At 66.5% G+C, this 12,253-nt stretch carries 14 protein-coding genes; 9 read left to right on the plus strand and 5 right to left on the minus strand.

The window, feature by feature from the left end:
* Nucleotides 1-29 precede the first annotated feature (29 nt).
* Nucleotides 30-1,280: an MFS transporter gene (locus tag NMQ09_RS02880; RefSeq protein WP_255194546.1), complete on the minus strand. Its 1,251-nt coding sequence runs from the start codon at nt 1,278-1,280 to the stop codon at nt 30-32.
* A gap of 162 nt (nt 1,281-1,442) precedes the next feature.
* Nucleotides 1,443-1,889: a TIGR00725 family protein gene (locus NMQ09_RS02885; protein ID WP_255192946.1), complete on the minus strand. Its 447-nt coding sequence runs from the start codon at nt 1,887-1,889 to the stop codon at nt 1,443-1,445.
* A 128-nt stretch (nt 1,890-2,017) separates the two neighbouring features.
* On the opposite strand from NMQ09_RS02885, the gene mdh reads away from it, so the two are divergent.
* Nucleotides 2,018-2,932: a malate dehydrogenase gene (mdh, locus tag NMQ09_RS02890; protein ID WP_255192947.1), complete on the plus strand. Its 915-nt coding sequence runs from the start codon at nt 2,018-2,020 to the stop codon at nt 2,930-2,932.
* Between the two features lie 181 nt (nt 2,933-3,113).
* Here the strand turns inward: mdh and eif1A are convergent, their stop codons facing one another.
* Complete coding sequence (gene eif1A / locus NMQ09_RS02895) at nt 3,114-3,401, minus strand: translation initiation factor eIF-1A (protein ID WP_255192948.1); 288 nt, start codon at nt 3,399-3,401, stop codon at nt 3,114-3,116.
* A gap of 129 nt (nt 3,402-3,530) precedes the next feature.
* Here eif1A and NMQ09_RS02900 point away from each other — a divergent pair, with 129 nt between their 5' ends.
* The 3 genes from NMQ09_RS02900 to NMQ09_RS02910 all read left to right on the plus strand — a co-directional run bounded on the left by NMQ09_RS02900 (nt 3,531) and on the right by NMQ09_RS02910 (nt 4,590).
* Nucleotides 3,531-3,710, plus strand: coding sequence for a DUF7470 family protein (locus tag NMQ09_RS02900; protein WP_255192949.1), 180 nt, complete (start codon nt 3,531-3,533; stop codon nt 3,708-3,710).
* A gap of 87 nt (nt 3,711-3,797) precedes the next feature.
* A complete protein-coding gene (locus NMQ09_RS02905; RefSeq protein ID WP_255192950.1) occupies nt 3,798-4,055 on the plus strand; it encodes a DUF8015 family protein in 258 nt (85 codons plus the stop codon).
* A 145-nt stretch (nt 4,056-4,200) separates the two neighbouring features.
* Entirely contained in the window at nt 4,201-4,590 is a 390-nt protein-coding gene (locus tag NMQ09_RS02910; protein WP_255192951.1) for a hypothetical protein, read from the plus strand.
* 118 nt (nt 4,591-4,708) lie between these two features.
* Here NMQ09_RS02910 and NMQ09_RS02915 read toward each other — a convergent pair whose 3' ends face one another.
* Nucleotides 4,709-6,682 (minus strand): DUF460 domain-containing protein, encoded by a 1,974-nt coding sequence (locus NMQ09_RS02915; protein WP_255192952.1) that lies wholly within the window; start codon nt 6,680-6,682, stop codon nt 4,709-4,711.
* 144 nt (nt 6,683-6,826) lie between these two features.
* On the opposite strand from NMQ09_RS02915, the gene NMQ09_RS02920 reads away from it, so the two are divergent.
* Together NMQ09_RS02920 and NMQ09_RS02925 are read left to right on the plus strand one after the other, a co-directional pair.
* Entirely contained in the window at nt 6,827-7,075 is a 249-nt protein-coding gene (locus NMQ09_RS02920; protein ID WP_255192953.1) for a hypothetical protein, read from the plus strand.
* Complete coding sequence (locus tag NMQ09_RS02925) at nt 7,072-7,527, plus strand: type II toxin-antitoxin system VapC family toxin (RefSeq protein WP_255192954.1); 456 nt, start codon at nt 7,072-7,074, stop codon at nt 7,525-7,527. The genes NMQ09_RS02920 and NMQ09_RS02925 overlap by 4 nt, the downstream gene beginning before the upstream one ends.
* 1 nt (nt 7,528) lies before the next feature.
* Here NMQ09_RS02925 and rnz read toward each other — a convergent pair whose 3' ends face one another.
* Nucleotides 7,529-8,461 (minus strand): ribonuclease Z, encoded by a 933-nt coding sequence (gene rnz / locus NMQ09_RS02930; RefSeq protein WP_255192955.1) that lies wholly within the window; start codon nt 8,459-8,461, stop codon nt 7,529-7,531.
* 438 nt (nt 8,462-8,899) lie between these two features.
* On the opposite strand from rnz, the gene NMQ09_RS02935 reads away from it, so the two are divergent.
* The 3 genes from NMQ09_RS02935 (at nt 8,900) to NMQ09_RS02945 (ending at nt 12,102) form a co-directional block, all read left to right on the plus strand.
* Nucleotides 8,900-9,988, plus strand: a complete 1,089-nt coding sequence (locus tag NMQ09_RS02935) for a DUF7282 domain-containing protein (RefSeq protein WP_255192956.1) — start codon at nt 8,900-8,902, stop codon at nt 9,986-9,988.
* Between the two features lie 156 nt (nt 9,989-10,144).
* The gene (locus NMQ09_RS02940) at nt 10,145-11,020 is read left to right on the plus strand and encodes a hypothetical protein (RefSeq protein WP_255192957.1); all 876 of its coding nucleotides are present in this window, start codon (nt 10,145-10,147) and stop codon (nt 11,018-11,020) included.
* A gap of 77 nt (nt 11,021-11,097) precedes the next feature.
* Nucleotides 11,098-12,102 (plus strand): AAA family ATPase, encoded by a 1,005-nt coding sequence (locus NMQ09_RS02945; RefSeq protein ID WP_255192958.1) that lies wholly within the window; start codon nt 11,098-11,100, stop codon nt 12,100-12,102.
* The last annotated feature ends 151 nt before the right edge of the window (nt 12,103-12,253 follow it).

The raw sequence follows: 12,253 nt of genomic DNA on the forward strand, positions 1-12,253 counted from the left end.
CGTCATCGGTCGAAAAGGCTACGGATAGTTCACCAGGCCGTCAGCGCTCGACGGCCGTGGTCGGCGACGAGGATCGCAAGGAAGGTGAGCGCGCCGGTGAGCGCGAACGCGCCACCGACGTAGAACACCGACGCCATGCTCACCTCGACCATGAGCCAGCCGGCGATGAGCGGCCCCAGCACCGAGCCCGGCCGCCAGACGAGTTCTCGGATGCCGAAACTCGAGGCGACGCCACCCTGGTCCGTTCCCTCGTCGGCGAACAGTGCCATGCTCGCCGGCTCACGAAAGGAGTCGGCCACGCCGAGCAGCCCCGAACAGACGACCAGCGGCAGGTACGCCGGGGGAACGTCGCCGAGGACGGGCAGGCTCACTCCGGTCCCGATCGCGGCGCCGATCGCCGGTGAGAGCGGAATCGCGATCGCGATCAGGCCGTAGGTGCCCCCGCCGGCGAAGACGAACAGCGAACGGCCGTAGCCGTCCGAGAGCCGGCCGGTGAACAGCTGGCCGACCATGTTCGTCGCCTTCTCGGCGGTGACGGTGACGGCGACGGCGGTCGCCGCAACCCCGAGCCCGCCGCCGGCGAGGGCCGTCCCCGCGTAGATCGGAACCCACGTCCGGACCATCGTCACCGCGAAGGCGTACTGGGCCCGGAAGCTCGTGATCGTCAGGAGCTTGCGATTGAGCGCGAGGTCGGCGAACGGAAAGCCCGTGATCCGGGTGTCGTCGGACTCGAGGGTGGTGAACAGGCCGATCCACGCGACGACCACGAGGACGACGATGATCGTGAAGATCGGCCCGAAGCCGACGGCGTCGAAGATCCAGCCCGCCGAGAGCGAGCCCACGATCGAGGCGAGAAAGGACGCGGCGTTCGCTTTCCCGATCCGGTCGGCGCGCGTCCCGACCGACGCGAGTTCGCCAACCAGCGAGAGCGTCATCAGCCCGGCGCCGGTGACGGCGATCCCCTGCAGGGCCCGGACCAGAATGAACGACCCAGAGGAGTCCACGAGCGGGAAGAGCGCGTAGACGACGGCACCGACGGCGAGCACGCACAGCAGTACGGTCCGTTTGTCGAACCGGTCCCCGGCCCAGGCCAGCGGAACGACCGCGAGCGTCTGTGCGAGGGTGAACCCTGTCGTGTACATCCCGATGACGAACCCGGCGCTGATGGTGATCCCGAGGATCGTCGTCGCCTGCGGATCGAGGACGTTGATGTACGTCGGCAGCAGCGTCAACAGCGTTATGAAGCCGAATCCCTCGGCGAATCGCGTCAGATAGAGGATCCAGAACTGGGTGGCGTCGGCCCCCGAATCCGACCGTCCGCCTTCAGTGGCTCCTGAATCCGTCGACTCAGCGGGTGCTCCCCGGCTTCGGTCCTCGCGCGGTCTCACACCGACTCTCTCGAGAGTCGGTCAAAAACGGTTGTGATCTGTGACGCGAACTCCTCACCGATCCCGGGCGTCCTCGAGTCGGTCCACCGCCTCGGCGGGCGTCTCGACGGGCTCGACGCCGGGGACGTCGTGGCTCTCGAGGCCGACGACCGGGCGGTCGTAGATGCCCGCGAAGCCGATCTCCGTGAGCGTGCCGTGGCTCCCCGAGAGGGCGACCACACCGTCGCCGTTGAGCACGACGAGGGCGTTTCGGGCGTGGCCAAGTCCGGTCGCGATCGCCGTGTCGACGTACTCGTTCGCGGCGCCGCGGTCCTCGACGGGGAGGATTCCGATCGTCTCGCCACCCTCGGTTTTCGCCCCGCGACAGACCGCTTCCATCGTGCCACCGAGTCCACCGCAGACGACCGCGTGGCCGCGTCGGCCGAGTTCCCGGCCGACGGCCTCCGCGACGGCCGCCTCGTCGTCCGTGATCGATCCGCCGCCGATGACGCTCACGCGCATGTCCTCGAGCGCGGCGCCGGCACGGATGAACGTGACGGGTTGGGTCGGGACACGACACCCGGCCTTTCATCACAAATCATACAGTATTCGACGGATTTAACGCCGTACCGGCTGGAGCTTCACGTGGTATGACGAAAGTTAGCGTGGTCGGCGCGGCCGGCACGGTCGGCGCCGCGGCCGGCTACAACATCGCACTGCGAGGGATCGCCGACGAGCTCGTCTTCGTCGACATTCCGGACATGGAGGACACGACGGTCGGCCAGGCAGCCGACGTCAACCACGGCGTCGCCTACGACGCCAACACGGTCGTCCGGCAGGGCGACTACGAGGACACCGCGGGCTCGGACGTCGTCGTCATCACGGCGGGCATCCCGCGAAAGCCGGGCCAGACCCGGATCGACCTCGCCGGCGACAACGCGCCGATCATGGACGACATCGGTGCCTCACTCGCCGAGTACAACGACGACTTCGTCACGATCACCACCTCGAACCCGGTCGACCTCCTGAACCGCCACCTCTACGAGGTCGGCGACCGCGCTCGCGAGCAGGTGATCGGCTTCGGCGGCCGACTCGACTCCGCCCGATTCCGCTACGTCCTCTCCCAGCGCTACGACGCGCCGGTGCAAAACGTCGAGGCGACGATCCTCGGCGAACACGGCGACGCCCAGGTCCCCGTCTTTTCGAAAGTTCGGGTCGACGGCCAGGACCTCGACGTTTCCGAAGACGAAAAAGAAGCGATCCTGGGCGAGCTCAAAACCAGCGCGATGAACGTCATCGAGAAGAAGGGCGCGACGGAGTGGGGGCCCGCCACGGGGGTCGCTCACATGGTCGAGGCCGTCCTGCACGACACCGGCGAAGTGCTGCCCGCGAGCGTCGTCCTCGAGGGTGAGTACGGCCACGAGAACACCGCCTTCGGCGTCCCCGTCAAGCTCGGTTCCGGGGGCGTCGAGGAGATCGTCGAGTGGGAGCTCTCGGCGTTCGAGCGCGAACAACTCGGCGAAGCCGCCGAGAAGCTCGCAGAGCAGTACGAGAAGATCGCGTAGGTGCCGGGGCGCTCACCATCTCACTGGCCGCTTTTCGCAGTCCAGGCCCTCGAGCGTGACGCTCGATCGGCGTCGCCATCGTCGACGTCAGATCGGAGCCGCGCTCGGTCTCGATAGAAGCAGTGCGTCTCGGCTACTCGAGTCGACATCGGTCGCTCGAGTCATCAGTACCAGCTCGTCGTCACTGGATGTGCCCTTCCCGGCGCAGCTGGTCGGCCTCGTTCTTCTCGTAGCGCCAGGTGATGTCCGCCTTCTCGTCCTGCCAGTCCCAGGGGGAAACGAGCACGACGTCGTCTTCGCGGATCCAGATGCGCTTTTGCATCTTGCCGGGAATGCGCGCGGTGCGCTCTTTCCCGTCCGCACAGCGTACTTTGACGCGGTTCGCCCCGAGCATGTCCGTGACGGTCGCGAAGACTTCGTCCTCCTCGGGCATTCGGAGGTTCTTGCGACCGCCCTCGTCGCCACTCATGGCCCGACGTTTGCGGCCGAGGCGTTTAACGTTTTATCGTTTCTGGCGGCTGAACCGGCTTACGGCGCGGGCTTCGTGTGCCCTCTGTGAATCACGGCGTTTATGGCGCTTCCACGAGCAGTCCGGGTCATGCTCAGGAACCTCGGCCCAGTCGGCATCGTCGGCGTCCTGTCACTCGTCGTCGGAATCGCCGTCGTGGCCCACGCGAACCTCCAGATCGCTGCCGGCATCGCCCTCGTGCTCGCCGGCCTCGGCCTCGTCGTGAAGTCGCTCGTCACCAGCATGCTCAGCGCCTGGGGGATGTTCTGATCGACCGGCGAGACGTCACCCCCCTCGAGAGCGTCACGGACACCCATCGCTCCGAACGATTTTGAGGCTCGAGCCCGTATGGCCACCATGGCTTACTCGCTTCACTACTACGATCTCGTGTTGCTCTGCATCATCGCCAGCCTCGGACTCGGCGCTGTGATCGGGCTCACGACGGCGATCGCGTTCGAGGTCGCCGTCCCGCTGTTCGGCGTCGTCGCGATCGCGTTCGTCGCCCACGCGCTGTTCGTCAACGGCCCCGTCGACGAGGCCGAGGACCTCACCGAGGAAGTGGCGGTCGAGGAGGTGCCGAAGGTGCTGTCGCCGCTCGAGTCACCCTCGGAGTGAGTCGGTCGCGTCAGGCACTCGAGCGTTTGGCTGCTTCGGTCTCACTGACCAAACGTTTTAATTCATAGGCCATTAACCATTTAAATAATTTTGTCATATATATATTTAGGAAGGGATAAATAATAGAGTGTCGAATCGGATATGTATGGAATATCTACTGGCCCTCCCAGTATTGAACACGATACTGTCTCTCGTCTTGCTAGGCTGGTGGGTTACGATCGATGCAAGTGACAGAGGCAGTAAGACGCCAGTTTTCTGGGGGATCGCTGTTATCGCGCTTGCAGGAATCCCGGCGGTTCTCTACCTTGTCTATCGAAAGAAGATTGGACCTCGGCGTACCTCCCCTGGTCGAAAAGAGAGCGCAGTCGGAACGGTGTTTGTTGCAACCCTTATCGGTTATGTCGGAGTGTTAGTAGCCCCTCCCGACCCCGTAACCGCTGGCCTGTACCTTCCAGTCGCGTTCGTAGTCGGCTTGATTTTCGGCTATCTACTCATCTGGCAAGGTGGCGTTCAGTTTATCCAAAGCACTCGATAATGTGGTGTGGTCGGTGCTGTTTTCCTCGTAGACGAGCGGCGGATCGCAGCCACGGCCGGGTTCGCGACGCGGCGCTCGAGTGCCATCCAGAACCGGACGAGCCGGCCGCGAAGCGACATTAGGCCTCGTTGTCGCCGGCCCGGTGTTCGCTGATGAGCCGGTCGACCATCGCGGTCGTCCGGCGTTTCTTGCGATCTTTCGCGCGGTCGTGCCAGTCGTCGATCACGGCCTCGACGTCGTCTTCCCGGGCGACGGCGAGTTCGTCGACTTCCTGCATCGCGACGTCGTCGGCGGGACCGACGGGGATCCCGTGATCGAACAGGATCCGGTCGGCGACCTGCGAGAGGCCCCCGTCTTTGAGGACGACCCGTGGCTCGAACTCCGCGAGCTGTTCGGCCGTCGACGTGCCCGCGCCGCTGGCGTCGCGCAGGTAGACGACGTCGCCGGGAACGAGTCCGTAGCTCTCGTGTGCTTCACGGATCGCCCCCTTCGTGAACTTCTCGACCACCTTCACCGGAACGAGCCCCTCCTTTTTCGCCGAGACGTCGCTGAAGTTCGAGTGATCGAGTTTCCACAGCGCCTTCATCCGCTCGACTTTCCGCTCGAGTTCTGCGACCTCGTCGCGGGCCTCGTCACGTTCGCGCTCGAGTCGATCGGCCTTTCGCTCGAGGCGAGTGACCTCCCGCTCTTTCAGCACCTTCCGGCGCTCCTCGCGACGGGTGACGGCGAGTTCGGCCTCGAGGTCCTCGATCTGCTCGTCGCGGTCCTCGACTCGTTCCTCCAGCGTCGAGACGTGCGACTGGAGCCGGTCGACCTGGCGCTCTAAGTCGCGGATCCGCTGTTCTTCCTCGGTGGGTTCCCGCGGCTGGTGGTCGGATTCTTCCTCGTCGGGTTCCTCCTCGCCCTCGAGGTCGCGCAGGACGGCCTCGACGCTCTCCTCACCGGCGACGACGCGGGCGATCACCTCGCCGCGGTCGATCCCCGGCGGGAGCTTTCTGGCGATGCGTTCGAACTGGTCTTCGTGGGCGTCGAACGCCGACAGCGCGGCGGCCATCGCGTCGCGCTGGTGGTCGTCCTCGTAGGGATGTTCGCGGGTGCGGTGTTGCTTCTCGTCGATCGGCAGGTCCCGATCCGGCGTCCAGCCCGCGGCGTCGAAGCTCCGGCGGAACTTTTCGACCGTTTCGGGCATCGGCGTCACGTCCGCGGCGACGATCACCGGCCGGCCGCGCTCGACGATCCACTCGATGACCCCGGCGGGATCGGTCAGCCGCGAGCTCCAGACGTCGAGGACGTCGCCGTCGAGGCTCACGATCGCGACCGCGGTCGTCGTCCCGGGGTCGACGCCGACGATGACGTGGTCGCGCCGTTTCGCCAGCGGGCGGAACTCGATGCCGTCCCGCCGGAGTCGCTCGATTTCGATCCGGACGTCGCCCGAGCGACGGGTCGAGACGGGGATGTCGGCTGGTCGGGCCTCGACCGTGAAGACGGCATTCGCGTAGCCGCCGTAGGCCTCACGGATCTCCGTCTCGTACTCGAGGTTCGCCGCCTCGAGTGCTCCCTCCACCTCGCGGGCTTCGCGCTTGACCGCGCCGTGGATGCGTCGGGTGTACCGGTCGGCGCTCCAGCCGCCCTTGCCGGTCGAGCGACCCCTCGAGACCTTGACCTCCGTGGTGTCGGTGAACGCGGAGACCTCGTGACCGACGTTGTGGGCGGCCAGCCGGGCGGCGGCCTCGGCTTCGGCCATCGGCTCTTTGGCGTAGGGGATGCCGTGACGCTTTGCGACCCGCGAGAGCGGTTCGGGCTGCTCGGCACCCGTCACCTGGACGAGCTTCGTTTCGGCGGGAAGCGAGCCCAGAAATCGGACGAGCGCGTCCTTATCCGTCGCGAGCTCGTACATGTTGTCCGTCGCGACGATGGCGGGCTCCTCGGCCTCGATCAACCGACACAGCTTCCGGTAGGAGACGACGTCGCGCTCGAGGTCCTCGCCGTCGTAGACGACCAGCGCGTAGGAGGGCGAGTCACCACGCACGTCGCCGCTCTGGATGTCGACCCCGAAAACGACCGCGTCCAGCGCACTCGTTCGCGTGCTCACGGACGGTGGTAAGGGGTACCGCGGTATAAATCCGGCGCGGGACTCGAGTCGAGGTCGAGACCGACTCGAGTGTTTCGTCACGGACGACCCAGCCGAGCGATTGATGTGGGCCGAGTGTCTATGTTCATGGAGGTGGCCATGGCCATGGGAAAATCGGAAAAGACCGTCGTCCAGACCGCACTCTCCCCGGAGGAGTACGAACGGTTCCGAGCGATCGCGCAGCGAGAGGACAAGACGCTCAAGGAGGCGTTGCGGGACGCGGCGAAGGAGTACGTCGGCTCGAGGGATCGACCGGACCCGGACGATCCGTTCTTCTCGTACCGGCCGCCGGAGGTCGACGACGAACGCGTGACGGCCACGAAGACTGACGAGTACCTGTACGGAGACAAATGACGACGACGCGATTCGAGCCGTTGCAGGACGGACCGACGCCACTCTTTCTCGATACGAGCGGGCTGTTCGCGTACTTTCATCCACGGGCAGACGAGCACGAGGAGACGAAGGCGTTCTTCGACCGGATTGTGACGGGATCGACTCCGTATCGACCGCTCTACACGAACACCTACGTCGTCGACGAACTCGTCACGCTACTCCAGTCGAAGGCGACGCCGTCGATCGCGTGGGAGGCGTTCGAGCGGATCGTCGAGTCAGGCGCGATCGAACTCGTCTACGAGAACGAATCACGTTTCGACGCAGTGGGGGACGCGCTCGAGCGGTACGACGACCACGGGATTTCGTTCACCGATCACATGATCGCCGTCACGATGCGGGAGTTGAACGTCGATCACGTACTGGCGTACGACGGAGACTTCGAGACCCTCGGACTGACGGTCGTCCCACGGTGACTCACTCCCCGGCGTTCGGATACGGCACCTCGAGTGTGTCTCCGTCGTCCGGAATCAGCACCTCGCCGTCGAAGGTGTCCCTGGCCTCGGCGAGGTGTGCGGAGACGTCGCCGGCGTAGCGCGAGGAGGTGCCCACGAGCGCGAGCCGTCTCGCTTCGGCCGCCTGGGCGATCCGGGCGGCGCCGCGGGCCGTCGCGTGACCCGTTTCGAGCGCGCGCTCGAGGCGGTCGTCGGCGAACGTGCCGTCGTGGATCAGCAGGTCGGGTTCGTCGGCGACCTCGGCGGTCTCGACCGTCGGACGGGTGTCGCCGGTGTAGACGACGCTGCGGCCGGGGCGTGGCTCGCCGACGACCTGCTCCGGCCGGACGACGGTGCCGTCCTCGAGTTCAACCGGTTCGCCCTCGTGGAGCCGTGAGAACTTGGGGCCAACGGGGACGCCGAGTTCCTCGGCGCGCTCGCGGTCGAACCGGCCCTTGCGCTCGTCCTCGACCAGGGCGTAGCCGACGGCGCGGGTGTCGTGGTCGACGTCGAAGACGCGGACCGCGTACTCGTCGGCGCGGTGGGCGACGTCCCCGCCGGCGACCTCCTCGATGCGGACCGGAAACGAAGGTCGGTTGCCCAGGGCGTGGACGAGCGAGCGGACCTCTCGACGGCGCCCCCGCGGGACGTGGATGGTGAGCGGTGCCTCGCGCTCGTTGAAGTCGAGCGTCTGCATCAGCCCCGGAATGCCGAGGACGTGGTCGCCGTGGGTGTGCGTGACGAACAGCTGTGAGACCGAAAAGCCGGTGCCAAAGCGCATCATCTGACGCTGGGTACCCTCGCCGCAGTCGAACAGCAACTCCTCGCCCTCGCGAGCGACGTGGACTGCGCTCGGGTTTCGCTCGGTCGTCGGGATGGCCCCGCTTGTCCCCAGGAACGTCACGCGCAGTGGCATCGGTCGCGTCTCCGTTCGCCGGGGCTAAACCGGCTTCGAATCCGACCCGGGCGAGTCGACGTGTCCCGAACGGGGCGGATACGGCTCGCGTCCGAACTGGTGGCGATCGGTCTCGGCCGGCCACAACGTGGACTCGAGCGACGAGAACGTCCGGCTTGAACGCCGGATCGCTCGATGCACCGCCGTCGAGAATCGAATTCGACCATTCGTAAGCACCATCAGCGAGCGTTCCTCGACGCCTGTCACCTCGCTTCAGTCCGTCGAATTCACGCCGTAAATTGCGTAGGTGGGGGCTAGCCGTTCGAACGACCGGCTTGCACGTGCAACGAACGGGGCAATTTACGTGGCTCGAGCGCATACCATCTTCGACATCGTCCCGGAACAGGTCGATGGGACAGGAGAGATGAACACGAAACCCATCAACGGCACGCGAAAGGGATGTTTGGCACGCTGAAGCGGCTCCTCGCGGTTCTGATCGCCGTCGCGATCGTCATCGCGGCCGGAGCGGTCGTCGGACAGGCCCCCGAACTCTTCGGCTCGGAGGTCGTCGAGGATCCCGAGGCGTCGATCGAGTTCACCGACCAGACCGGCGACGGGACGGCCGTGACGATCGACAACGTCTCGCTCTCACACGGTGGGTTCGTCGTCGTCGATGACGGGACGGGAACGATCGTCGGCGTCTCCGACTATCTCGGCGCCGGCGAGCACGAGAACGTCACGGTCGAGCAACGCGAAGACGACGACCTCGAGATGCTCGGCCAGCTAACGGCGACCGTCCACCGTGATACGACTGACGACGAGACGTTCGCGTTCGAGGAGACCGACGGCGAGGAGGACAGACCCTACGTCGAGGACGGCTACCCCGTGAGCGACACCGCGACGGTCACGGTCGAGGAACGACTCGACGAGGAGGCGCCGAGCACGTCGTTCCTCGTCGAATCGGTCGACGCCCCCGAGTCGGTCACAACGAACGAGACGCTCGAAGTCGTCGCGGAGATCAGAAACCCCAACGAGGTCGAGATGCGCCAGCACGTCGAACTCCGCGTCAGCGGCGAGGTTCTCGAGCGCCAGATCCTCGCACTCGAGGCCGAGGAGACGCGCGAGCTCACCTTCGAAGTCGACGGGAGCGCCCTCGAGCCCGGCGAGCAGGTCTATGGCGTCTACACGACCGACGACGGCGCACTCGGCGAGCTCGAGGTGATCTACGACGGCCCCGCGACCATCGAGGTGCTCGAGGCCGGCACCTCGAGCGTGACCGTCGACGCGACGCTCCCGGACGACGGCTTCGTCGCCATCGAGGACGAGACCGGCGACGTCGTCGGGACCAGCGATCCGCTCGAGGCCGGCGAACACGCCGAGGTGACGGTCGGCTTCGACGAGGAGGTAGACGACGGCGAGGAGCTGACGGTCGTCCTCTACGAGGGCGAGCCGGCCGAACTCGACGAGGCAGAACCGTTCGAGGAAGACGGCGAGCGCGTCGACGCGACGGCGACTGCCGAGGAAGCCGACGAGGACGACGATGAGTGAGCGAGTACCCTCACTGACGTCCGGATCGATGAGCGACGCGATCGATGAGCGACGCGATCGATGAGCGACGCGATCGATGAGCGACGCACGAGAACGGGTGCCAGCTGAGAACGGACAGCACGCTTATCGGACGCCGATTCGTACTCCGAAACCGTAATGAGTGATCGACGGGTCGAGTGGCGAATCGACGCGGCGAACTCGCGGTTCGTCCGCTGGGTCGTCTACGGTTGGCTCGGCCTCTTCGGCGGCGGCAGCCTCCTCGCGTTCGGCCTCGTCGCCAGCGGCGCGCTCGCCTCGGCGCTCGAGGGAGAGTTCGGCCGGTTCGCGTTCCTCGTGTTGCTCGTCCTCGTGGGCGGGCCGTTCTCGGTACTCTACCTCTGGCCGGCGATCCGGTCCGAGACGCGCCCGCCGCGCTCGCTCTTCGTGCCCGATTCCGCCGCCGACCCCGAGGAGCCGCTGGCCGACCGCTACGCCGAGGCCTTCTCCTGGCGCGGTGCGATCACTTCGATCGTCCTCAGCGCGCTGGCGCTGGTCGCGCTCGCCCGGTTCGACGGCCGTGCGCTGCTCGCCTACGTCGTGCTCTGGTTCGTCCTCCTGCCGATCGCCTCCGGCTTCGTCGTCTGGGGCCGGGTCGACCCCGACGAGCCGTCGCTCGAGTACCGCACTGGCGCCGTCCCGCTCGAGGCCGTCGAGACCGTCCGGCGACGCCGGCTGGGCGACGTGGTCGTCTACTGGCTCTCCTACCGGTCGGGAACGAGGCGACTTTCCACGCCGTCGTGGCTCACGCTGACGCCCGAGGCAGCCGACGCGCTCGACCGGGCGCTCGAGGCTGCCGAGGCGGACGAGGCGGAGCCGCGGTCGTCGAACCGGGCGGTCAGGCTCGTGGCGGTCGGGATCGGGCTGTCCTTTCTCGGCCTCGCCGCCGCGATCTGGCTGCTCGCGGCGGCCAATCCGCCCGTCGCTGTGTACGGCTCCCTGGTGACCGGGCTGCTGGGACTGTTTTTCTGCTGGGCGGGGCTGGCGCTCGCCTGACGACACGATCGAGCGGCCACGACGCACCAGCCGGACAATCGACCGATTCTTACCGCCACCGTCCCTACCTGGGGCCGATGGACGCGCCGCTGTGGACCGAGACGCACGCGCCCGCCCTCGAGGAGCTGTCCCAGGACGACGCCCGCGAGTACCTGGCGCGGGCGGTCGATGAGCCGATCAACCTGATTCTCCAGGGGCCGCCGGGCTGTGGGAAGACGGCGGCGGCGCGCGCGCTGGCTCGCGAGGCGCACGATGACCCCGACAACGACCTGATCGAGATCAACGTTGCCGACTTCTTCGGTCGGACGAAGACGGAGATCAAAAACGACCCACGGTTCGAGCACTTCCTCGTCGGCCGCTCGCGACTGTCCAAACGCGACATGATCAACCACGTCCTCAAGGAGTCGGCGAGCTACGCGCCCGTCTCGGGGACGTACAAGACGATCTTACTCGACAACGCGGAGGACGTCCGGGAGGACTTCCAGCAGGCGCTCCGCCGGATCATGGAACAACACCACCGCACCACCCAGTTTATCATCGGTACGCGCCAGCCCACGAAGCTCATCCCGCCGATCCGCTCGCGGTGTTTCCCCGTCTCGATGCGCGCGCCCTCGAGTGAGGAGATCGTGACCGTCTTAGAGCGGATCGTCGAGGCCGAGGCCGTCGCCTACGACCCCGACGGCCTCGAGTTCGTCGCGGGCTACGCGGGCGGCAACCTCCGGCGGGCGATTCTCGCCGCCCAGACGACGGCGCTCGAGGAAGGCGAGCTCACGATGAGCGCGGCCTACGAGACGCTCGGTGCCGTCGGCCTGGACGAGGAGGTCAAATCGATGCTCGACGACGCCGAGGCCGGCGCGTTCACCGACGCCCGCAAGACGCTCGACGATCTGCTCGTCGACGAGGGGTTAGACGGGGAGGAGGTGCTCGAGGAGATTCTCTCGGTCGCCCGCTCGCGCTATCAGGGGACCGAACTCGCCCGGATCCACCGCCTCGTCGCCGACATCGAGTTCCAGATGCAGGAGGGGACGAGCGACCGGGTCCACGTCTCGCGGCTGCTCGCGGAGCTCGGTCGGGACGACTGATACTGCCGGACAAAACGGTTCCCACATCGACCGCACGCGACCGGCCGTCAGCGAGTCCGACATCGACCGCACGCGATCGGCCGTCAGCGAGTCCGACGGCCGGTCACAGCGCGATCGAGTGGTTACTGACTGTTGTCCAGTAGTATGAGTC

Source organism: Natronobeatus ordinarius, assembly GCF_024362485.1.
Taxonomy (GTDB): domain Archaea; phylum Halobacteriota; class Halobacteria; order Halobacteriales; family Natrialbaceae; genus Natronobeatus; species Natronobeatus ordinarius.

Excerpts from the sequence above, each read along its gene's own strand:
- NMQ09_RS02945 (WP_255192958.1), top strand. The coding sequence starts at position 11,098 with ATGGACGCGCCGCTGTGGACCGAGACGCACGCGCCCGCCCTCGAGGAG.
- NMQ09_RS02910 (WP_255192951.1), top strand. The coding sequence starts at position 4,201 with ATGGAATATCTACTGGCCCTCCCAGTATTGAACACGATACTGTCTCTC.
- rnz (WP_255192955.1), bottom strand. The coding sequence starts at position 8,461 with ATGCCACTGCGCGTGACGTTCCTGGGGACAAGCGGGGCCATCCCGACG.
- NMQ09_RS02920 (WP_255192953.1), top strand. The coding sequence starts at position 6,827 with ATGGGAAAATCGGAAAAGACCGTCGTCCAGACCGCACTCTCCCCGGAG.
- NMQ09_RS02885 (WP_255192946.1), bottom strand. The coding sequence starts at position 1,889 with ATGCGCGTGAGCGTCATCGGCGGCGGATCGATCACGGACGACGAGGCG.
- mdh (WP_255192947.1), top strand. The coding sequence starts at position 2,018 with ATGACGAAAGTTAGCGTGGTCGGCGCGGCCGGCACGGTCGGCGCCGCG.
- NMQ09_RS02940 (WP_255192957.1), top strand. The coding sequence starts at position 10,145 with ATGAGTGATCGACGGGTCGAGTGGCGAATCGACGCGGCGAACTCGCGG.
- NMQ09_RS02925 (WP_255192954.1), top strand. The coding sequence starts at position 7,072 with ATGACGACGACGCGATTCGAGCCGTTGCAGGACGGACCGACGCCACTC.
- eif1A (WP_255192948.1), bottom strand. The coding sequence starts at position 3,401 with ATGAGTGGCGACGAGGGCGGTCGCAAGAACCTCCGAATGCCCGAGGAG.
- NMQ09_RS02905 (WP_255192950.1), top strand. The coding sequence starts at position 3,798 with ATGGCTTACTCGCTTCACTACTACGATCTCGTGTTGCTCTGCATCATC.
- NMQ09_RS02935 (WP_255192956.1), top strand. The coding sequence starts at position 8,900 with ATGTTTGGCACGCTGAAGCGGCTCCTCGCGGTTCTGATCGCCGTCGCG.
- NMQ09_RS02900 (WP_255192949.1), top strand. The coding sequence starts at position 3,531 with ATGCTCAGGAACCTCGGCCCAGTCGGCATCGTCGGCGTCCTGTCACTC.